Below are 21767 nucleotides of genomic sequence, written 5' to 3'. Positions count from 1 at the left end.
CGGGGCCGCGAAGGGCGGTTTGCGGTTTACGGCAGCGCCAAATCCTGCCTAGTTGAGCGGCGGACCTGACTACAAACTCCGGGGGAAGATATGCCGAAGACACTACTTGTATGTGATTGCCTTGGCTCCCAGGAGATCGACGCAGATCATTTGGGCAAGGCGACGGGCCTTGCCTGTTCGGGGTGCTTCACAAGCCTGTGCACCACCCAGATCGACGCTGCGGCCAAGGCCGTTTCGTCGGGCGATGCTGTTATCGCTTGCCGTCAGGAGGCGGGCAGGTTCACCGACCTCGCCGAAGAACTGGCGGCAGACGTTCCGCTATTCGTCGACATCCGCGACCGCGCCGGCTGGACCAGTGATACTGCCGCAACATCCCCCAAGATGGCGGCGTTGATCGCGGACGGATTGCTGGCGGAGCCGTCCTTCGGATTCGTCGACGTCGTGTCCGAAGGCACCTGCCTGATTTTCGGCGATCCAGATACCGTCCTCGCCGCCGCCGAGAGGCTGGCAGGAGTACTGGCGATCACGGTCCTGCTTGCGCCCGGCGCGGAGTTCGTCCCGTCACCGGATCACGATATAGTGATAGGTTTGCTGGCGCAGGCGTCCGGCACCATCGGAAAATTCGACGTCAGGATCGACGCCTTCCAACAAAGCTTGCTGGGCGGGCGCGGCATCCCTGCGCTGTCGCCGCCGCGGGACGGCGCGCTGTCCACTTGCGACATCATTCTTGATCTGACCGGTGGCACTGCACTGTTTCCGGCCCCTGAAAAACGCGATGGATATCTGCGTGCCGATCCGCGCAGCAGTCCGGCGGTGGCAGAAGCGGTATTCGCGGCAAGCCAGCTTGTCGGTACATTCGAAAAACCTCTGTACGTTCGGGTGGAACCGACGCTCTGTGCCCATTCGCGCGCTGGCAAACCCGCCTGCTCGAATTGCCTGAACGTCTGCCCGACGGGCGCGATCGTTTCGGCAGGCGAACATGTTGCCGTCGACCCGATGATCTGTGCCGGTTGCGGTGGCTGTGCCGCCGTCTGCCCCTCGGGCGCGATCAGCTATGAGATGCCGACAGCGGATCACATCTTTCGGCGGATCAACACCCTGGCTACATCTTACCGCGCGGCGGGCGGCACCGACGCACGGCTGCTGGTCCATGACGATCACGGCGCAGAGATGATCCGTCTTGCCGCGCGTTTCGGACGCGGTTTGCCCGCGCATGTGATCCCGATGGAAATCGGCGCGCTCGCGGGGTTTGGGCATGCCGAAATACTTGCGGCGCTCGCTGCGGGATTTGCCCATGTGGACATTCTGCTTGGGCCCAAAACAGAACGTGACGCGCTTGATCCGCAGCTTGAACTTGCCCTAGCGATCGCACCGCAACAGGCGTCGTTTCTTGACTTTGCCGACCCCGATGCATTGTCGGATCACCTCTTTGAAACGGAAACCCCCACGGCAATCGACGTACCGGTCCTGCCGCTGGGCACGCGCCGTCAGGTCGCGCGACTGGCGGCAAAAGCGCTGAACCCCGTATCGGAGACACTTCCCTTGCCGAATGGCGCGCCCTATGGCGCCGTTGTGGTCGATACCGACGCCTGTACGCTCTGTCTGGCCTGTGTGTCGCTGTGCCCTTCGGGTGCGCTTGGCGACAACCCCGATCTGCCACAGCTGCGCTTTCAGGAGGACGCGTGCTTGCAATGCGGGCTGTGCGCAAATGTCTGCCCGGAAAATGCGATTACCCTCGCACCGCAATTCGACCTGACCGATGCGGCCTACACCCAAAAAATCCTCAATCAGGAAGACCCCTTTGCCTGTATCGAGTGCGGCACGCTTTTCGGTGTGAAATCCACCGTCGAAAAGATCATGGAGAAATTGGCCGGTAATCATGCGATGTTCGCCAATCCGTCCGCCGCCCGCATGATACAGATGTGTGACGGCTGCCGGATCAACGCGCAGTTTCAGTCGACCGACAACCCCTTCGCGTCCAAAGAGCGCCCCCGTCCGCGCACGACAGAAGACTACCTATCAAAGCGGAGAGATCACTGAGTCTGTAGCGGCGCGCCCGGATCAGTGGGCGCGATTCCGGCGACGTAGCCCAGGATATGCCCCAACTCGGCTTGGGTGATTTCGACCGGGACGATGATACGCTTGCCGATATCCGAAAACAGCCACTCCCGGCAAAGCACAAACCCCTGCGCATTGGTCGTTGCCACATGCCAAATGCGGTCCAACCCTTTACCAACCGCGATGCCATCTGCGCCGATCGCAACGTCGCCGCCCTGATCCCCCCTGTCGATCCCCGCCCCCATGCTTGAGCGGGAAACGCGGCCGCAGATATGCCAGCAGACCCGTGTCGACGATTTCGTGTGCAGCGGGTAGGGTAAAGGTACCACTCTGCGCTTGCACGGCCCCGGAGAACAATACACACAAAAGAAGACAGAGCTTTTCATATCCAACCTACCGCAACGATGATCCAGCCCGGGGCGCGGGTCGCAAGGCGGTCAAGCCAACCGGAGACAATCCCATGAGCGAAGATTTCAACATGTCGATGCGCAAGTTCCTCAAGCAGGTCGGCGTCACCTCGCAACAGGCCATCGAAGAAGCCATGCGCACCGCAGGCGATACCAGCGGCCGCAGCTTTGAAGCAAAAATGGTTCTGACCGTCGATGGTCTGGACCTGGAACATGTAGTGACAGGCAAGATCGAAGGTCAGGCGTAAGGTGACTGCCAACAGGGAAGCCGTTCTTGGTATCTTGTCGGGCCTCGACGATCCCGTCGGCGGCACCCCGATCACCGAGGCCGGCATCGTCAAGGCCCTGACCGTAAACGACGGCTCCGTACGTTTTGTCATGGAAGTAAGCGCAAGCCACGCGGACGCCTACACCGGCATCAAGAACGCCGCCGAAGCGCAGATCGGTGCGCTCGACGGTGTGACGTCCGTTTCCATCGTGATGACCGCCCACAGCACCGCAAAGGCACCGCCTGACCTCAAGTCATCGCGGCGCGCCGAGCCCGCCGGCCCCGAAAGGATACCGGGCGTGGATCGGATCATCGCCGTGGCATCCGGCAAGGGGGGCGTGGGCAAATCGACGGTCGCCTCCAACCTCGCGTGTGCGCTGGCTGCGGAAGGCCGACGTGTCGGGCTGCTGGATGCGGATGTGTACGGGCCGTCACAGCCGCGCATGCTCGGTGTTTCGGGTCGTCCCGCATCCCCCGACGGCAAGATCATTCTGCCGATGCGCAACTTCGGCGTTACGATGATGTCACTTGGTCTGATGGCCAACGACGATCAGGCCGTTGTCTGGCGCGGTCCGATGTTGATGGGCGCGTTGCAGCAGATGCTGACCCAGGTGCAGTGGGGCGCACTGGATGTTCTGATCGTCGATCTGCCGCCCGGTACAGGGGATGTGCAGATGACGCTGGCACAGAAATCGCATCTGAACGGCGCCATTATCGTATCCACCCCGCAGGACATCGCCCTTCTGGACGCACGCAAGGGCATCGATATGTTCAACCAGCTCGGCACGCCGCTGATCGGGATGATCGAAAACATGTCGACACACATCTGCTCGGCCTGCGGGCACGAAGAGCATCTGTTCGGCCACGGCGGCGTGGCTGCGGAGGCCGCCAAACTGGGTGTTCCGCTGCTTGCCGAGATACCGCTGCATATCGATATCCGGGTTGCAGCGGATGGCGGCGCGCCGATCGTCGTATCCAAACCCGACAGCCCCCCCGCCGCAGCATTTCGCGCAATCGCGCAGAACCTGATTGCCATGGACTGCGCATGACAAACCCGCACTTGCCGCCGCTGTTCGCGGGACAGGACGCCGCAGGCGCGGATCCCTTCGCGATGGCCGTGGCCGCAGCGGACATCGGCTGTGACGCGGGCCTGGTCATTCACGACCTTGCGGCGGATCGGTTGCGTGCGGCCATCGTGTTTGCCCCGGACGTGACCTTGTCCGAGGCAGCGGTGATCTTGCCGCTTTGCGGGGTGGGGCTGCAAAACGCCATCGGCGCGCTAGGCCCGCCCGAAGTCGGCGTTCATCTGGGATGGGACGGAACGATTTACGTCAATAGCGGACGCTGTGGCAAGTTGCGCATGGCGGCATCCGGCACGACTGAAACGGAGGAACCCGATTGGGTGGTGGTGGCGCTTTCGCTCTCGCTTTGGCCAGCGAATGACGAGACGGGCCTGACACCTGATCAAACCGCGCTATACGCCGAAGGATGTGCCGAAATCGACGCCGTCGAACTATTGGAAGCCTGGGTGCGCCATACCCTTGTTGGCATCAATACCTGGTCCGACGGCGGTACGGCGCAAATTCACCGTGAATGGCAGGGGCTTGCGCACGAATTGCACGGCGAAGTCACTGTCGCCGGACGCACCGGCACCTTTATCGGCCTTGATGACAGGCTGGGGATGCTGTTGAAGATCGCGGACGAAACCGTTCTGATCCCCCTGACCGAAAATCTCACGAGGCCGTCATGAAACTTGCCCGCGCAATCCATTTCGATGAAAGCGATCAAAGGGTGTTTCACAATCCCGCGCGTACGGGCGAATGGTGCATTTCCGGCGGTTTCGAGTTTTCCAACTGGGTCGAGGCTGATCTCGTCGGCAAGGCGCGTCAGGCATTTGCAAACGGCTGGATGGGGTGCGAAACCTATGGCCGCGTCAGCTGCGTCGCCATCACACGGATCGAGCCGCAGGAGCGCGACGCGCTCGTAACACTTTTGGCTCAGCATTTCGTCGATATCTACGGTGCCCCTTCCGTCGAGGCGGCGCGCGGCACCGCGACCGAGGAAATTGACCAGATGATCGACCTGTGCGCCGATCACGCGCCCAACACTTTGCTCACCGTCAGCCGTGCGTTGACACCGGCGGGCGTCCGCGAAAGCTACCGGATCATCGAAGCACAACAGGCAGATTTAATGCAATTTGCGGTTCACGGTCACCTGGACGATGAACCGCACAGTCACTGATTATTCAGCCACCGCATTGAAAACGAACAATGCTTCGCCCTCTATAGTGTAACCGTCGATCAGCTCGGCGGCCTGCGGGCTGGTCAACCAATTCTCAAGCTGCATCGCAAGATCATTCCGGACATGGGCGTGCTTGTCCGGATTGACAGGCAGGAAAGCATATTGATTGAACAGCGCCGGATCACCGGAATAAAGCAGGCCAAGCCCGCTCTTGTTGCCGAAGTTCAACCAGCTTGCGCGATCCGACAGAACATAGGCGTTCAGCCCGGACGCGGTATTCAGCGCCGCACCCATCCCCGCACCGACCGACCGGTACCAGGTGCCCGCAGCTTCGGGATCGACGCCAGCAGCGGCCCAGAGCGCACGTTCGGCCTTGTGGGTGCCGCTGTCATCTCCGCGGCTGACGAACGGGGCCTGCGTCTGCGCGATCCGCGTCAGGGCATCGGCGGCACTCGTGGCATCGGCGATTCCTGCTCCATCGGCGACCGGCCCGACCACGACAAAATCGTTGTACATGATCTCCCGGCGATACGTGCCATGGCCAGCCGCGACGAACGCTTCCTCAGCGGCCTTTGAGTGGACCAGAATAGCCTCGACATCACCCGCCTCGCCCAAGCGAAGGGCCTGACCCGTGCCGACCACCAGCAACTGCACCTCAAGGTCGAGATCTTCCTTGATAGCAGGCAGCAGCACATCTGCCAAACCCGAGTTTTCAAACGATGTCGTCACGGCCATTCGCATGGAATCTGCTGCCGCGACCTGCCCGCACACAAGAAAGGCCAGGGTAATAAAAATCCGTTTCATGTCACAATATCTCCTCTTAGAAATGCTGCCAGTTCCGCTGTACCGGGGGCGGCAAACAGCGCATCCGCCGCGCCGCTTTCATGTATCTTGCCATCCAGCAAGAATACAAGATCCCTCGCCAGCCTGCGCGCCTGTCCCATGTCGTGGGTCGCCATGACCAGCCGCGTACCCGCGCCCGCGACCTCGTGCAGCAACGCTTCGATCTCGCGGGTGGCGTGACCGTCCAGATTGGCGCAGGGCTCATCCAGAAACAGCACATCGGGCTTGCGGATGAGCGCGCGGGCAATCGCAAGTTTCTGCCGCTCCCCCCCCGACAGTCGGGCCGCCTGGTTGTTGCGCGACCCCAGTAAACCGATCCGCGCGAGCCAATGGTCGACGGCTGCCGCAATCTGGTCTTTGGGTGTTTTCACCAGCTTGAGCGGATAGGCAAGATTATCAGCCACGGTCCGGCGTATCACGATGGGCGTCTGAAAAACGAAAGCGTGTTTGGCGGGATCGTCACGCGCCCAGCTGACCGTACCACCGCTTGTCCGCTCGATCCCGTGCATCACCCGCAGCAGCGTTGTCTTGCCCGATCCGTTCGGCCCGATGACGATCGTCGCGCCTTGGGGATCAAGCACAAGATCAACCGGGCCGAGCACGGTTTTCGATTGCCGCCGCACCAACACCCGGTCCAGCTTCAGGGGGAATACGGCTGTCACCAGCGCCCCTCGCGTTCGGTTCGGGACAGCGAATGGATGGCGATGTTCACAAGGATGGCAATCCCGATCAGTACAAAGCCAAGTCCCAGCGCCAGCGCAAAATCGCCCTTTCCCGTCTCAAGCGCGATGGCGGTCGTCAGCACGCGAGTCACATGGTCTATGTTGCCGCCGACGATCATGATCGCCCCTACTTCGCCGATCGCCCGACCAAACCCGGCCAGGGCCGCCGTCAGCAGATTGCGTCTGCCGTCGTAAATCAGGGTCAGGATCCGCTGGCGCTTCGATGTGTTGAGAGAAATCAGCAGATCATGGTATTCGGCCCATAACTCCCGCATGGATTGATGCGCGATGGACGCGATGACCGGGGTGATGATGATGACCTGCGCAATAATCATCGCCGTCGGTGTGAAGAGCAGATCGAGAACGCCGAACGGTCCCGACCGCGACAGCAGGATGTACACGACCAGCCCGACCACCACCGGCGGCAGCCCCATCAGCGCGTTGATTAGCGAGATCACGAACCGCCGAAAGCGAAATCGCTGAACCGCAAGATAGGTCCCTAACGGGATCGCGATGACACTGGCGATGACAAGTGCGCTCAGCGTGACCCGCAGGGATCGAAGGCTGATTTCCCATAGCTCTGCATCGAACCCCACAACGAGCTGGAACGCCGCTTTCAGCCCCTCCAGAATTTCGATCATAAAGCTTCCTTGACAGCGTTCCCCGGGTGCGGCGGAAAATCCTGCCTTCGGTCTTAAAAGACAACCCGTAATCCGCTGCACCGTCAAAAAGAGCACTCTGTCGCGGCTTGCATCGCTGCCGGTGTTTGATTTGCCGGGGTACGCTACGGCGGTTTACCAGACAGATGTCGATTTTCCGGGTGCGTGCATCACACGGAGGATTTGTCGCAACGTTGTGTCGGCGCATGGACCGCGCCCGATGCGGTGCATCAGCATCGCGGTTGACCTGCGCCGGATCGGGCGCAGGTCGTGTTGCCGATTGCTATTCCGCCGGCATGGTTGCGGCCTTTATCCGGTTGAACGGATCCTCATAGCCATATTCGCTCAGATCGGCGACGGCACTTTCGCTGTCTTTCCAATCTTGCAATTCCACATCGGACGCCCGTGGCGAGAAAAGTCCGGTCCAGGCGTAGGTGATGCCGATCACCGGCGTCAGCCAGCAGGCAAATGCAAGAGGGATGTACAGCAGGTTCTCGAAATTTCCGTCGACCACGCCGAGGCCCAAAGCGGATATGACAAAGGCCCCGCCCGCGTTCCAGGGGATAAGTGGTGACATCAGCGTCCCACCCTCCTCGATCGCGCGGCTAAGATTCAGCGTCGAATACCCCATCCCGCGATAGACCGGCGAGTACATCCGCCCCGGCAAAGCGATGGAAAGGTACGGATCGCCCGCTACCAGATTTGTCGCCGTCGAGGTGGCGATGGCCGCTGTCTGAACGCCCGCGAACGAATGCACCTTAGACAGGATCTTAGCGATGATCGCCTGAAGGCACCCTGTCCGCTCGAGCGCGCCGCCGAAGCCTAGCGCGATGAGGATCAAAGAGATCGTCCACATCATCGACTGGATACCGCCCCGGTTCAAAAGGCTGTCGATCTCGGCGATGCCGGTGTCGATCGAATAGCCCCCGTTGGCATAGCCGAATATCTCGTGCAGCGACGATCCCTGCGCCAGCATCGCCGTGATCGCGCCCGCCACGACGCCGGCAAAAAGCGATGGGATCGGTGGCTTTTTGGCGATGGCCAAACCGATGACCAGCAGCGCGGGTACCAGAAGCCACGGCGAAATTGCGAAGTTCTCGTCGAGGGCCGTCGTGATGCCCTCGATCCGCTCGAACGAGGTGCTCCCCCCGTCGATCAGGCTGTACCCGGCCCAGACGTAGATGCCCAAAGCGATCAGCATCGCGGGCACGGTTGTCGGCATCATGTTGCGGATGTGGTCGAACAGGTTGGTGCCCGTCACCGCAGGGGCCAGATTGGTCGTATCCGAAAGCGGCGATATCTTGTCCCCGAAAAAGGCCCCCGACACAACGGCACCCGCTGTCCAGTAGACCGGCACGTCGAACCCCGCACCGATCCCCATCAAGGCCAGACCGACCGTCCCGACCGTTCCCCAAGAGGTGCCAAGCGAGACGGACACGACCGCGCACATGATCATGGAGGCGGCCAGAAAAATCTCCGGCGATAGAATGTTCAGTCCGTAGTAGATCAATGTCGGAACCGTGCCGGATGCGATCCAGACGCCGATGATCATGCCGACAACGATCAGCACCGACACCGAAGGCAATGACACGTTGATCACGCGAAACACGCCTTCTTCCATATTACCCCAGTCGTGCCCCAGATAGACACCAACGACCGACGTGATCGCAAGACCGATGGCAAGCGGGATATGCGGGGTGAAATCACCGAAATAGAACAGCTGTATTCCGAGCACCAGAAGCGTCAGAACAACGGGCACGAGCGCAAGACCGAAGGACGGTTTGCGGGGGTTTATCTCATCGGATGACATGCATCATCTCCTCTGTTGGCTACCGTGTGTGGCGATGCGGCCAAGGATGGTCCTTGGCCGCAGGTGCCGGGTTTTGACGTCCGTTTCGTCAAGAGGTCGTCGCGAGTAGGCTGGCGTTCCCGCCCGCTGCGGTGGTGTCGATGCACAAATGACGCTCGAGAATATAGCGTTCCGGGGCAATCGTCTCTGTGACCAATGCCAGAATGGCCCCCTCGCGCTGCGCCAGAGCCATGCGCAAATCACGGGTCCAGTCGGATGCTCCAGAGGCAGCAACAACGGCAAACCCCTCAAGGTCGTGCAGCACCACGGGATCCAGAGTGCCATCCAGCGCCGCAACCGGCGCGCCGGCGGCTGTCAGAGCGCCAGCCATCGAAGACGCCGCCCCCGGAACCACGATGAGCGCGCCGCACCCTGACCCAAGGGCCTGGATGGCCTGCGCCACCGCAACCTCTGGCGTCGGGCCGAGGCACAACACCGTGCCTCTGGGAAACATGCGTAAACGATTGCTTTCACCGGTCGGTCCGGGCAGCGTTTGCGGTGTCGTGTCGAACGCCGCCGTTTCCGCCAAAGCCTTGCGCACAATACCGGTGCGGCCCGTCAGTGCCGCCCTGAGGATTGACACCCGGTCGGGTCGCGCGGCCCAGTTGCGCGCGTCGATCTTCTCTATCGCCGCTTCAACCGCCGACCGCTCAACATGTTCGCCTAAGGGAACAACCGGCGCGTCCGGTTTTCCGACACGGCGGAACCGCGTCAGATAATGCGGCCCACCGGCCTTGGGCCCGGTTCCTGACAACCCTTCGCCGCCGAACGGCTGGCTGCCGACGATCGCGCCGATCTGGTTGCGGTTCACATAGGTGTTGCCGACGTTGATCCGCTCGACGATTTGCTGGACACGGTCGTCGATGCGGGTGTGCAAACCAAAGGTCAGCCCATAGCCCCGGTTGTTGATCTCATCGACGACCTTGTCGATGTTGCGCGCCTTGAACGTGGCGACATGCAACACCGGGCCAAAGATCTCGCGCTCCATATCTCCGATGCCGTCCACCTTGACAACAGCGGGCGTGACATAGGTGCCGCCCGTCGGCGCGTCGAGTTGCTTGAGCAGCGTACCGGCTTTGTCGTGCTGGGCCACATAATCCATGATGCCATGGCGCGCGTCTTCGTCGATCACCGGCGATACGTCCACGTCGGTCGACCAGGGATCGCCGATCACCAGCGCGTCCATCGCGCCATAGAGCATTTCGGTCAACCGTTCCCGTGCCTCCTCCTGCACATACAGCATCCGCAGCGCAGAACAGCGTTGTCCGGCTGACTGGAACGACGAGATCAGAATATCGCGCACGGCCTGTTCGGTTAGCGCGGTGGAATCGACGATCATTGCATTCAGGCCACCGGTTTCCGCGATCAGTACTGCATCGGCACCGGCATTCTTGGCCAGCGCCTTGTGGATGATCTGTGCGACCTCGGTTGATCCGGTGAAACAGACGCCCGCGATGCGCGGATCACTGGTCAGCGGACCGCCCACGGTCGGGCCATCGCCCGGCAGCAGTTGCAACGCCGCCTCGGGCATTCCCGCTTGCCGCATCAGCTCTACCGCGCGCGCGGCGATGATCGGCGTTTGTTCGGCAGGCTTGGCGATTACCGCATTGCCCACGGCCAATGCCGCCGCGATTTGTCCCGAAAAGATAGCGAGAGGAAAGTTCCACGGGCTGATGCACACGAATATGCCGCGCGGCGTGCCCGGTTCTTCCTCTTCCAGCCGCTCCGCCTCGTTCGCATAGTAGCGCAGGAAATCGACCGCTTCTCGCACTTCCGCAATACCATCTAGCAGGGTTTTCCCCGCCTCGCGTGTGGTGATGGCCGTCAGTTCCGCCGTATGCTCTTCGTAAAGGTCAGCAGCCTTGCGCAGGATGTCGGCACGGTCCGCGACAGACCACGACGACCAGTCCTCGAAACCGCCCTGCGCCGCGTCGAGTGCCGTTTCCACTTCCTCGGGCGTGGCCTCGTACACCGTGCCGACAACGCGGCCGGTGTCCGCAGGCGACAGGGCGTCGCGTCCTGTGCCTTTCGGGTCTGGGCTGCCGGCAAGCATCGGGCCGCCGGTCCATTTACTGTCCGCGAATTCCTCGCGCGCGGCCAGGAGTGGCAAGATCGACGCAGGCTCATTCACACGGAACCCCTTGGAGTTGTGCCGCGCGGGTTTGAACAAATCATGCGGTTGCGCAATTGTGGGGTTCGCCACCTGCTTGCCCAGCGCCTTGACCTCCGCGACCGGATCCTTCGAAATGGCCTTCGACGGAATCGACGTATCGACGATCTGGTTCACGAAGGACGAGTTCGCGCCATTTTCCAGCAAGCGCCGGACCAGATAAGCCAGCAGGTCGCGGTGCGCGCCGACGGGTGCATAGATCCGGCAACGCGTGCCTTCGGCTTGTTTGACGATCCCGTGCAGGGATTCGCCCATACCGTGTAGCCGCTGGAATTCAAAGCTGTCCTTATCATTGCCGGCCATTTCGATGACGGCCGCGCAAGTATGCGCGTTGTGCGTAGCAAACTGCGGATAGATCCGGTCCCGCCGGTCCATGAGCATCTGCGCGCAGGCCATATAGCTCAGATCGGTGTTGATCTTGCGGGTAAAGACCGGAAACCGTTCGACACCCAGCTCCTGCGCGATCTTGATTTCGGTGTCCCAATAGGCGCCTTTGACGAGACGCACCATGATTTTGCGGTCCAGCCGCTCCGCCAGGTTATAAAGTGTGTCGATCACCGGCGCCGCGCGCCGCCCGTACGCCTGTACTACTACGCCGAAACCGTCCCAACCCTCCAGCGCGGGATCCGACAACATCGCCTCAATCACGTCCAGCGACAGATCGAGCCGATCCTGCTCTTCCGCGTCGATGTTGAAGCCGATGTTCGCTTTCGCAGCCTGCTTGGCCAGTTCCAGCGCACGCGGTACCAGTTCGCGCATCACGGTCGTCTTATGCGTGTATTCATAGCGCGGATGCAGCGCCGAAAGCTTGACCGAGATGCCCGGGCTCGAACGCACGTCGCCCTTTGCCTGCTTGGCAATCGCGGTAATGGCATCCGAATAGGCCTTCTGATAGCGTTTTGCGTCCGCATCGGTCCGCGCCGCCTCGCCCAGCATGTCGTAGGAATAGGTATATCCCTCGGCCTCCTCCTCGCGGGCGTTCTTCATGCCCTCCTGAATTGTCTGACCCAAAACGAACTGCCGCCCCAGAATTTTCATGGATTGCGCGACAGCCGTACGCACCACCGGCTCGCCCATGCGCTTGACCAGACTGCGCAGGACACGCGTCGGGCCTTTCGGATCATCGTCCAGTACGCGCCCGGTCAGCATAAGAGCCCAGGTCGACGCATTCACCAGCGACGATGAGGAATGGCCCAAATGTGCACCCCAGTTCGAGGGCGCGATCTTGTCCTCGATCAAATCGTCAATCGTTTCGGCGTCAGGCACCCGCAGCAGCGCCTCGGCCAGACACATCAGGCCCACACCCTCTTCGGTCGACAGCCCATATTCGGCCAGAAACGCTTCCATCATCGAGGGCGAGGTTTCCTTGCGCACACGGTCGACATACTGCGCGCCGGCGGCGGCCACCTTGGCACGATCGGAGTCGGACAGCCTGATATGTTCCATAAGCAAGTCGATAACTTCAGCTTCATCTGCGGTATATCTTTCTCGGACACGCGCACGATGTTCGTTTTCCAGGACGATATCGGAGTGTGCTTGGTTGTTCATGCTGGCATTTCCAATCCATTAGGGTGATGGGAGACGCTATAAGGTGATCGGCATTGGGTCAAGCAACCTCCTAAAGATCTATTTTAACTAGATATTCTCAGTAGTAAATCAAAATTCAAATCATCAAATTGGGCGCCCCGATCACCGGCTTTCAGCCGCTTCTGTCGCGCCGTGAAAATGGCGGCGCCATACGGGACCGCGCTGACGTTTGACGTGGGGCCGGAACGCGGGAAGTCAAATGGTCCGGCAGACCGCGTCAGTATTTTCCGCGAATATAATTCATCATGGCGCTGCGCACGGATTGATCACCACGGTCGCGCGCGGCCTCGATCACGTCGCGCACTTCATTCAGATCGCACCGGCGCAGCAGGCTTTTGACGGGTCCGATAGATGCGGGCCGCATCGAAAGTGTCCGAAACCCGATTGCGGCGAAACACAACGCCTCCACCGGTCGGCCGGCATCTTCGCCGCAAAACGATACCGGCGTGTCGGTTTGTATGCAGCGATTGGCGATATCCTGCAAGAACGTCAAAAAGCTTACGTTCAAGGTATCATACCGCTTGCGCACGCGCTCGTTTTCCCGATCCGCAGCAAAGAAAAACTGTTTCAGATCATTGCCCCCGATCGACAGAAAATCCACCTCTTCGAAGAATTTCTGTGGTGCGAAGGCAAGGCTCGGAGTCTCCAGCATCGCGCCGATCTTAAGAGAGGAAGGAAGCGTGTGACCAAGCCGTGCCTCGCGCGCAAGTGTCTTGTCGACCTCCGCCCGTGCGGCGCGGAACTCATCGAACTGGGCGATGAACGGGAACATGACCGTCAGGGATCGCCCGTCCGCCGCGCGGAACAGCGCCTGCAATTGCATCCGCATGATTCCCGGCTTGTCCAGCCCGACGCGGATTGCGCGCCAACCCATGGCCGGGTTCGGCTCGTCGTTCGGCTTCATGTAGGGCAGAACCTTGTCCGACCCGATATCGAGCGTTCGGAACACCACCGGCTTGCCCTTTGCCGCCCCCAGAACCCGCGCGTAAAGCGTGCTCAGCTCGGACCGCTTGGGCATCTGATTGCGCACGAGGAACTGCAATTCGGTCCGGAAAAGACCAACCCCTTCGGCACCGGAATTTGCCAGGGACGGCAAATCCGCCATCAGGCCGGCGTTCATATGCAATGCAATCGTCTGACCGCAGGTCGTCATCGCCGGTTTGTCGCGGATCGAGGAATATCTTTCCTGTGCAGCGGCTTGCATGGCGATCTTGTCACGGAAAGCGGACGCGACGGTATCGTCGGGGCGCAGATGCACGATGCCTTGCTCCCCGTCCACCATGATGTGGTCCCCGTTCAACGCTTCGGTGCTGATCCGGCTCGCGTGGACGATCAGTGGTATCGCAAGCGCGCGGGCCACGATGGCCGCATGGCTGCCTACAGATCCCTGTTCGAGCACGATACCGCGCAGCGACCGGCCATATTCCAACAACTCGCCCGGTCCGATGTTGCGCGCCACGAGGATCGGATCGCTCGGCATATCGGCGCCTGTATCCGAACCCTGCCCGGTCAGGATACGCAAAAGCCGGTTGGACAGATCGTCCAGATCGCTCAGTCTCTCGCGCAGGTAGGCATCCGCAGACTGCCCGATACGGGCACGCGCAAGCGACTGCTCCTTTTCCACCGCAGCCTCGGCAGAGAGGCCCTGCACGATGTCTTCCTGCATGCGCCGCATCCAGCTCTTGGAGTTGGCGAACATGCGGTAGGCTTCGATCACCTGCTGCTGATCCTTGTCGCCGATCGACATCGTCAGCATCTGATCGACGCTCACCCGCAAGGCATCTACCGCCTCCTGCAGGCGCTGCGCCTCGCGCTCGGGGTCATCCGCGATGGGGTTCGAGACCACGACACGCGGTTCATGCAACCAGACATGGCCCTCCGCAACCCCTTCTTGGCCCACGGTGCCGCGTACCAGAACAGCGTGCGAATGACGGGCCGACATGGCCTCGCCTTCGCCCACAAACGCGCCCAGTTCTGTCATTTCGGCCAGAACCATCGCAACCACTTCGAGGGCGTAAACCTCATCGGCGCTGAATTCGCGCGCCATCTTGGACTGCACCACCAGAACGCCCAAGGCATCGCCAAGCCGCTGAATCGGAATCCCCAGAAAGCTGGAGAAGATTTCCTCGCCGGTCTCGGGCATATATCGAAATCCCCTCGCCTGCGGTGCGTCGGGGGTGTTGATCACCTGCCGTCTTTTGGCCACACGCCCGACAAGCCCCTCGCCCACCTTCATGCGCGTCTGGTGCACAGCGTCTTCCTTGAGCCCTTCGGTCGCACAGAGTTCGAGGGTATTTTCGTCTCGAAACAAATAGATGGAGCAGACTTCACAGCCCATCGAGGTCGCGATCAGATGGGTGATCTTGTCGAGCCGGGCCTGCCCGGCGACATCCCCCGCCATCGCATCACGAAGCCGTCCAAGCAATTTGCGGCTGTCGCTTTCTGTGCGTTCTGGCATGGCGTTCCTACCCTTGCTTCGGGTTTTGTATAACTTGGGTTCGCGCTAATGGGGAGAGGGAATAACCCTTTTCCCGTCATTGGATAGCCATACACCACGCAGACTGCTGCGATCCACCGCCGATCACATCGCGGCAATCATGTTTCGGCGTGCCAAAATCGGGCCGCTGCCTGGCGATCAGGCCGCTTTGTCCAGTTCGAAGGCATCGTGCAGCGCCTGAACGGCCAGTTCCATGTATTTGCGGTCGATCAGCACCGAGATCTTGATCTCGGAGGTTGTGATGACCTTGATATTGATGCCTTCGTCCGACAGCACCTTGAACATCTTGGCGGCAACGCCGGTATGGCTGCGCATCCCGATGCCAACGACCGACACTTTCGCCACGCCTTCGTCCGCAATAACCTCTTTGAAGTTGATCACACCGTCCTGTGCCGCTTTGTTCATTGCGACCTGCGCGCGCTTCACCTGATCGACGGGACAGGACCACGTCATATCGGTCCGCCCTTCTTCGGCGATGTTCTGCACGATCATGTCGACGTTCACGCCACCCTCGCTGAGCGCGGTGAAGATGCTGGCGGCAATGCCGGGGCGGTCGGCGACCGACACCAGCGTCATCTTGGCCTCATCTCGGCTGAACGCCACGCCCGCTACCACATTGCTTTCCATGATTTCCTCCTCGTCACAGACGAGCGTTCCGGCCTCGTCGGACTGTTCCTCAAAACTTGACAGGACGCGCAGCTTTACCTTGTAGCGCATCGCCAATTCAACCGAGCGGGTCTGCAACACCTTGGCGCCCAGCGACGCTAGCTCAAGCATCTCTTCGAAGGAGATCCTGTCGAGCTTGCGGGCCTTCGATTCGACCCGTGGATCAGTCGTATAGACACCGTCGACATCGGTATAGATGTCGCACCGCTCCGCGCCGAAAGCGGCGGCAAAAGCCACAGCGGTGGTATCCGAGCCGCCTCGCCCCAGCGTGGTGATGCGTCCTTCGGGGCTGACCCCCTGAAATCCCGCGACCACCGCGACCTTCATGCCATCCTTGAACTTCGCGGTGATATTCTCCGGCGGGATGTCCTCGATGCGCGCAGCGGAATGGGCGGAGGTCGTCATCACCGGCACCTGCCAGCCTTGCCAGCTGCGCGCCGGCACATCCATTTCCTGCAACGTCAATGCCATCAAACCGGCGGTAACGTTTTCGCCCGAGGACACAACGGCATCATATTCGCGCGCGTCGTACATCGCAGAGGTCTCGTTCACCCAGCCGACAAGCTCGTTCGTCTTGCCTGACATGGCGGACACGATGACGATCACGTCATATCCTTTGGACACCTCTACGCCCACGCGCTTTGCGGCGCGGCGGATCCTGTCCAGCGTGGCAACGGACGTGCCGCCGAATTTCATAACAAGTACAGGCATCAGACCCTCGCCCTAAGTCATACCGCGCGCGGTTTACGCGAGGGCGTGTCCCTGTGCAAGGGTGCGCACCACAAACAGGTCAGTACGGGTGCGCGCGACCGTCCCATGTCTCGAAACAGCCCGTTTTCGCAAGATTAAGCGCCGCAAAACGGTCGACAAGCCCTCTGACGGCGTCGTCCACCGTGATATCTGCCGCGCCCCCGCCCATGTCGGTCTGGACCCAACCGGGATGGTAGATACCCACGGCAATTCCTTCGCGCCGCAGGTCGGTCGCCAGATTGCGCCCCAGGTTGAGCGCCGCAGCCTTGGAGGCGCGGTATATATAGCTGCCACCTGACGCGCGTTCAGACGACGCCATCTGGGACGAAATAATCGCGATGCGCGGCGTGCCCGCCCGCCGCAAATGCGGCAGCAGGGCCTGCACACTCAGAAAAACGCCGGTCACGTTGGTTGCAAACGTCTGCGCCCACAAATCGGCGCCATAGCCGCTGTCAAGGCTGTCCTTCTTATCGAGATACACCCCCGCATTGCAGACCAGCAACTCCACCGTCTTGTCCCCCAACGCTGCCGCCATTGCATTGTGGCTTGCCGGCTGTGTCACATCGAGCTGCAAATCCGCCGCGACCGAACGCCCCGTGCCAATGACCTCAAGCCCTGCATTGCGGTAGTGCGCGGCAAGTCCGGCTCCGATTCCACGCGTCGCTCCTGTGATGACGATGGTCATTTACGGCTGTCCTGGCTCATCATGGATTCTATTGCATCTTTTGCTTGGGCTTGAATGGCAACGGAAATACCGGAATTCCCTCTTCGACCAGCGCATGCGCCTCGCGCGCATTCGCCTCGCCATAGATCGACGCCGAAGGCTGCGCCCCTTCGTGCATCTCGCGGGCTGTGCGCACAAAATCTCCGCCGACATAGGTGGCATTGTCCTCTACCTCGCGGCGGATTTCGGCGATCATCTCGTCGCGCGAAGGCTTGGCCGGTACGCTCTTGGCTTTCTCCGCCGCAACGCGCGGCGCCATCAGTGACTTGGACACCGAACCGGATCCACATACGGCACAGGCCAGATGTCCACGCTCCGCCAACACATCGAACGCTGCCGCAGATTGAAACCAACTCTCGAAATTGTGACCGTCGCCGCATTTGAGCGCATAGCGGATCATGAACGTACATCCTTTCGCGGTCCGAACTGTTCCGAAGATGGGGCGCACGCGCGCGATGGTCAAGCCGGGCCACCGCATTCGGGGGGCCTGAACCCCACAATCAGCTTGGCAAGTTCCTTGTGCTGGACCAGCTTTGCCGCCTTCTTGCGCGACATCCACATACGGCGCCGCTCGCGCGCCTCGGGAAAGTTGTTCTTGAGCGATGTAACGCGTACCGGATAGAGCAGCGCCAGACAGGGCGTCGCGTCTCCGCCTTGCTCGAGCCCGATCTTGGCGTAGGAATAGACGCCGATGCACGCATCACTCGCGACCCCCTTCACCCCCGCTTCTTCCCAGGCTTCGACCAAAGCGCTGGCCGCCGGGGTCTTGCCCTCCATCGGCCAGCCTTTGGGCACGATCCAGCGTTTGCGCTTGCGTGAGGTAATCAAAAGCACCTGCACGTCGCCCTTGCGGATACGGTAGCATAGCGCCGCAAACTGCGTGCGCGCGCTACCCTTTGCGCCACCGTAAAGCGATATCGGCAGTTGTTTCGTCATACCAGATGCTCCGCTGGCGTTTTCCCCGGGTCAAGACGTACCCCGTTTGCATTCGCCTGACCAGCCACCCCTTGCCGCGCCCCGAGACTTGACGGATAGTCGCGTCTGATATGCGCGTCCTTTTCCTCATACTTGTCCTGCTCGGCGGTCCTGCCTGCGCACAGCCGATTACTGTTTTCGCCGCTGCCAGCCTGCGCGACGCGTTGACGGAAATCGCGGACGGCTTCGGTGCCGGGGTTACGCTCTCGTTCGGCGGGTCGGGAACGCTTGCACGCCAGATCGCGGCGGGTGCGCCCGTCGATGCAGTGGTGCTGGCGCACCGCGATTGGGCGACATGGCTATTGGGACGCGGGCTGATCCTCGACGGTACCCTTGCCGATGTGGCGAGCGGCACGCTGGTCCTCATCGCACCCGCAGGTGCGCCGGCGATGGATGCCCCGGACGCGTCGAAGATCGTCGCCGCACTGGCCGGCGGCCGTCTCGCGATGGGCCAACGCGATGGTGTACCCGCAGGCAGCTATGCCCGCGACTGGCTGCGCCAGATCGGCGCGTGGGACGCAATGCTGCCGCATCTGGCCGAAACGGACAATGTGCGGGCGGCGCTGGCGCTGGTGGCGAAAGGTGCTGCACCGCTCGGCGTTGTTTATGCCTCCGATGCCACTGCAGAACCGCTGGTCCAGATCGTCTATACCGTGCCTTCCGATGCACACGCGCCGATCCGCTATCCGGCCGGCGCCGTGACGCAGGCCGGCCGCGCCTTCGTGCACTATCTTGGCAGCGATCGCGCTGCGGCCGTCTTTGCCAGCCACGGGTTCGCTACGGTGGCACCGTGACCCTTGATGCCGCTGCCTGGGCCGCGCTGCGCCTGTCCTTGTGGGTTGCCCTCTGGGCCACGCTGATCGCTGTGCCGTTGGCGCTATGGATCGCATGGCTCCTCGCGCGCAAGGAGTTCTGGGGCAAGACACTGCTGAATGCGCTGGTGCATCTTCCGCTGGTCCTTCCGCCGGTTGTTACCGGCTATGTTCTGTTGACCCTGTTCAGTCCCGCCGCGCCGCTGGGTGCCGGCCTTCAGGCCATCGGGCTGACGCTCGCATTCAAATGGACCGGTGCCGTTCTGGCCGCAATTGTCATGGGATTTCCGCTGATGGTGCGTGCGATGCGTCTCGCTGTCGAAGCGGTGGATCCCAAGCTCGAAGATGCCGCGGCCACACTTGGCGCATCGCGCGCGGGCGTGTTCATCCGTGTCACTCTTCCTCTTATCACGCCGGGTATCCTTGCCGGTGCGGTCTTGGGCTTTGCCAAGGCGATGGGAGAGTTCGGCGCGACCATCACCTTTGTCGCCAACATCCCCGGCGAGACACAGACACTGCCCATCGCTATCTGGACGGCGCTGCAAATTCCCGGTGGCGAAGGATCGGCGGCGGCGATGGCGCTGTTGTCGTGTACCGTGGCACTGGGCGCCGTGCTGCTGTCCGAGATGCTGGCCCGCCGCGTCGCCGCGCGCATCGGGGACCGGTCGTGAAGCTGTGCGTGCGTCATCATTTCGACGGCTTCGACCTGAATGTCTCGATTGAATCGCCGGGCGGTGTCACAGCGCTTTTCGGTCGCTCGGGTGCGGGGAAAAGTACGGTCGTCAAGGCCGTTGCAGGTCTCTTGAGACCCGACTGCGGCTTTCTCGAGGTGGGCGGCACCGTCCTGATGGACACCTCTCGCGGCATCTTCGTTCCCGCGTCCCAACGTCGCTTCGGCACCGTCTTCCAGGATGCGCGCCTGTTTCCGCACCTCAGCGTCGCGCAGAATCTTGATTTCGGCACCCGTTACGCGCCGGATCCCGCCGCCGTACCGCGCGCCGAGGTGATCGACCTGCTCGGTCTTGTCCATCTGCTCGATCGTCGCCCAAGCGCCTTGTCAGGCGGTGAAAAACAGCGGGTAGCACTGGGACGCGCGCTGCTCAGCGGCCCCCGGATGCTGCTGATGGACGAGCCGCTGGCCAACCTCGATGGCCCGCGCAAACAGGAAATTCTGCCCTTTCTCGAACACTTGCGCGACGGGCCGCTGGGCCTGCCGATTCTCTACGTCAGCCACGCAGTCGATGAAATTGCACGGCTGGCCGATACGCTTGTGCTGTTGCACAACGGCGCGATTACCGCGCAAGGACCACTGCGCGAGGTCATGTCCGATCCCGCCGACGTGCCGCTGCTGGGCGTCCGCGAAGCCGGCGCCGTGATCGAGGCGCGTGTGGTGCATCACAACGACGACGGGTTGACGCGTCTCGCAATCAGCGCGGGCACTCTCGATCTGCCGGGCGTGGTGGCGCCGGTCGGTGCCCGGGTACGACTGCGTGTCATGGCACAGGATGTGACGCTCGCGCGTACGCGGCCAGAGGGGCTTAGTGCGCTGAACATTCTGGCGGTCACCGTTATGGATATCCGTGCCGGTGACGGTCCCGGCGCGGCGATCGCGCTTCGGGCCGGCGAGGACCGCCTGCTTGCCCGTATCACGCGGCGCGCCGTGGCACAGATGTCGCTTGAGGTGGGCCAGACCTGCTTTGCCGTTCTCAAGGCAACGACTGTCGCACCCGGCAGCATAGGGCGCTAGCCGCGCGGCACTCCGCGCATCTTTTCCATCAGACGCCGGTTCAGTTCCTCGGGCGACACATCCGCCTCGATGGCGAGCTTGCGCAGTCCGAAATGCACATGCGCCATGTCCTGATAATAGCTGGTATAGGCGTAATTGGTCGCCGCCCCTGCAAATGCACCCAGAACCGGCACCGCCTGGGCAGCCAGCTTCTGCCCCAGCACGACAGCGAGACGTGGCGCTACCTTGTGAATAATCGTCTGCACTGCCTTGCCCGACAGAGCGAGCCGAGCTGTCAGGAATGCAAGATCAGATCCGTCGTCGTCCGACAGCGGACCCGCCGCGGAAAAAACCCGCACACAGTCGAAGCGCACGTTTTCGGCCTCCGTGTCGAAGCCGTATTCCGATGCGACCCCCTCGATCACACGCAGCAAAAGCGTCGTGGTGACGGGCAGTTCGGCCAGCGCGGTCGGCAGGCCGCCTGCCCCGCCCGCAGCCCCCATCGCGGCTGCGACGGCGGTATTGAGCCACGACGCCTGATCCGGTACCCGTGCGCGGCTGTTGTGCGCGGCACTCATCGCATGATCAAGCGCCTTGACAGTCGCAGTTTCGAGCTGTCCGCGTACCTTGTCGGGCAAACGGTCGAGCAGGTTCTCGGCCCTGCCTCCAATCATATTGAGCACATTGATTCCGACACCGCCTGCCGCCCTGTAGCGGCGGGCAATGGCTTCGAGTTCGGCATCGACGTCGAGGGGAACGGGCAGCTGTGTTTCGGTCATGAGGCTTCCTCTTTGCCTTTCATGTGGGTGAGGT

20 protein-coding genes are annotated in these 21767 nt (G+C 61.7%); 8 read left to right on the top strand and 12 right to left on the bottom strand.

What is annotated here, in order from left to right; translation table 11 throughout:
* Positions 1-90 precede the first annotated feature (90 nt).
* The gene (locus Q1A06_RS00350; protein WP_299557532.1) at positions 91-2040 is read left to right on the top strand and encodes a 4Fe-4S binding protein; all 1950 of its coding nucleotides are present in this window, start codon (positions 91-93) and stop codon (positions 2038-2040) included.
* Here Q1A06_RS00350 and Q1A06_RS00345 read toward each other — a convergent pair.
* Positions 2034-2303: a hypothetical protein gene (locus Q1A06_RS00345; RefSeq protein ID WP_299557530.1), complete on the bottom strand. Its 270-nt coding sequence runs from the start codon at positions 2301-2303 to the stop codon at positions 2034-2036. The two genes, Q1A06_RS00350 and Q1A06_RS00345, sit on opposite strands and share 7 nt — an antisense overlap.
* Before the next feature lie 215 nt (positions 2304-2518).
* Between Q1A06_RS00345 and Q1A06_RS00340 the strand changes: the two genes are divergently transcribed.
* From Q1A06_RS00340 to Q1A06_RS00325, 4 genes are read left to right on the top strand one after another with little or no spacing between them, the layout of a single operon-like run.
* Complete coding sequence (locus Q1A06_RS00340; protein WP_299557528.1) at positions 2519-2713, top strand: DUF6494 family protein; 195 nt, start codon at positions 2519-2521, stop codon at positions 2711-2713.
* A gap of 1 nt (position 2714) precedes the next feature.
* Complete coding sequence (locus Q1A06_RS00335) at positions 2715-3782, top strand: Mrp/NBP35 family ATP-binding protein (RefSeq protein ID WP_299557526.1); 1068 nt, start codon at positions 2715-2717, stop codon at positions 3780-3782.
* On the top strand, positions 3779-4483 hold the full coding sequence (locus Q1A06_RS00330; RefSeq protein WP_299557524.1) for a biotin/lipoate--protein ligase family protein: 705 nt from the start codon (positions 3779-3781) through the stop codon (positions 4481-4483). Before Q1A06_RS00335 ends, Q1A06_RS00330 begins: the two co-directional genes overlap by 4 nt.
* The gene (locus Q1A06_RS00325; RefSeq protein WP_299557522.1) at positions 4480-4974 is read left to right on the top strand and encodes a DUF6505 family protein; all 495 of its coding nucleotides are present in this window, start codon (positions 4480-4482) and stop codon (positions 4972-4974) included. Before Q1A06_RS00330 ends, Q1A06_RS00325 begins: the two co-directional genes overlap by 4 nt.
* Here the strand turns inward: Q1A06_RS00325 and Q1A06_RS00320 are convergent, their stop codons facing one another.
* The 10 genes from Q1A06_RS00320 to Q1A06_RS00275 form a co-directional block, all read right to left on the bottom strand.
* Positions 4975-5778 carry a substrate-binding domain-containing protein gene (locus Q1A06_RS00320; protein WP_299557520.1) on the bottom strand — a complete coding sequence of 268 codons (804 nt, stop codon included), beginning with the start codon at positions 5776-5778 and terminating at the stop codon, positions 4975-4977.
* Positions 5775-6479, bottom strand: a complete 705-nt coding sequence (locus tag Q1A06_RS00315) for an ATP-binding cassette domain-containing protein (RefSeq protein ID WP_299557517.1) — start codon at positions 6477-6479, stop codon at positions 5775-5777. Before Q1A06_RS00315 ends, Q1A06_RS00320 begins: the two co-directional genes overlap by 4 nt.
* A complete protein-coding gene (locus tag Q1A06_RS00310) occupies positions 6476-7180 on the bottom strand; it encodes an ABC transporter permease (protein WP_299557515.1) in 705 nt (234 codons plus the stop codon). Before Q1A06_RS00310 ends, Q1A06_RS00315 begins: the two co-directional genes overlap by 4 nt.
* Before the next feature lie 301 nt (positions 7181-7481).
* The gene (gene nhaC / locus Q1A06_RS00305) at positions 7482-9008 is read right to left on the bottom strand and encodes a Na+/H+ antiporter NhaC (RefSeq protein ID WP_299557513.1); all 1527 of its coding nucleotides are present in this window, start codon (positions 9006-9008) and stop codon (positions 7482-7484) included.
* 88 nt (positions 9009-9096) lie between these two features.
* Positions 9097-12765 carry a bifunctional proline dehydrogenase/L-glutamate gamma-semialdehyde dehydrogenase PutA gene (gene putA / locus Q1A06_RS00300; RefSeq protein ID WP_299557512.1) on the bottom strand — a complete coding sequence of 1223 codons (3669 nt, stop codon included), beginning with the start codon at positions 12763-12765 and terminating at the stop codon, positions 9097-9099.
* A gap of 256 nt (positions 12766-13021) precedes the next feature.
* On the bottom strand, positions 13022-15262 hold the full coding sequence (gene ptsP / locus Q1A06_RS00295) for a phosphoenolpyruvate--protein phosphotransferase (RefSeq protein WP_299557510.1): 2241 nt from the start codon (positions 15260-15262) through the stop codon (positions 13022-13024).
* A 177-nt stretch (positions 15263-15439) separates the two neighbouring features.
* Positions 15440-16678, bottom strand: a complete 1239-nt coding sequence (locus Q1A06_RS00290; protein WP_299557508.1) for an aspartate kinase — start codon at positions 16676-16678, stop codon at positions 15440-15442.
* Between the two features lie 79 nt (positions 16679-16757).
* Positions 16758-17402 carry an SDR family NAD(P)-dependent oxidoreductase gene (locus Q1A06_RS00285; RefSeq protein ID WP_299557506.1) on the bottom strand — a complete coding sequence of 215 codons (645 nt, stop codon included), beginning with the start codon at positions 17400-17402 and terminating at the stop codon, positions 16758-16760.
* A 28-nt stretch (positions 17403-17430) separates the two neighbouring features.
* Positions 17431-17841, bottom strand: coding sequence for a DUF1178 family protein (locus tag Q1A06_RS00280; RefSeq protein ID WP_299557504.1), 411 nt, complete (start codon positions 17839-17841; stop codon positions 17431-17433).
* 59 nt (positions 17842-17900) lie between these two features.
* On the bottom strand, positions 17901-18377 hold the full coding sequence (locus Q1A06_RS00275; RefSeq protein WP_299557501.1) for an NUDIX hydrolase: 477 nt from the start codon (positions 18375-18377) through the stop codon (positions 17901-17903).
* Positions 18378-18487: 110 nt separating this feature from the next.
* On the opposite strand from Q1A06_RS00275, the gene modA reads away from it, so the two are divergent.
* Genes modA through modC form a run of 3 tightly spaced genes read left to right on the top strand, consistent with a single transcriptional unit; the run spans position 18488 to position 20975 of the window.
* On the top strand, positions 18488-19210 hold the full coding sequence (modA, locus tag Q1A06_RS00270; RefSeq protein ID WP_299557498.1) for a molybdate ABC transporter substrate-binding protein: 723 nt from the start codon (positions 18488-18490) through the stop codon (positions 19208-19210).
* Positions 19207-19899, top strand: coding sequence for a molybdate ABC transporter permease subunit (modB, locus tag Q1A06_RS00265; protein ID WP_299557495.1), 693 nt, complete (start codon positions 19207-19209; stop codon positions 19897-19899). The genes modA and modB overlap by 4 nt, the downstream gene beginning before the upstream one ends.
* Positions 19896-20975, top strand: coding sequence for a molybdenum ABC transporter ATP-binding protein (modC, locus tag Q1A06_RS00260; protein WP_299557492.1), 1080 nt, complete (start codon positions 19896-19898; stop codon positions 20973-20975). Before modB ends, modC begins: the two co-directional genes overlap by 4 nt.
* Here the strand turns inward: modC and Q1A06_RS00255 are convergent.
* Positions 20972-21733, bottom strand: coding sequence for an EcsC family protein (locus Q1A06_RS00255; RefSeq protein ID WP_299557489.1), 762 nt, complete (start codon positions 21731-21733; stop codon positions 20972-20974). The genes modC and Q1A06_RS00255 overlap by 4 nt on opposite strands.
* Between the last annotated feature and the right edge of the window lie 34 nt (positions 21734-21767).

It is taken from the genome of uncultured Sulfitobacter sp. (assembly GCF_947497275.1).
GTDB lineage: Bacteria > Pseudomonadota > Alphaproteobacteria > Rhodobacterales > Rhodobacteraceae > Sulfitobacter.
Note: the sequence above shows the minus strand (reverse complement) of the source record. Positions and strands in the feature narration are given on the sequence as shown.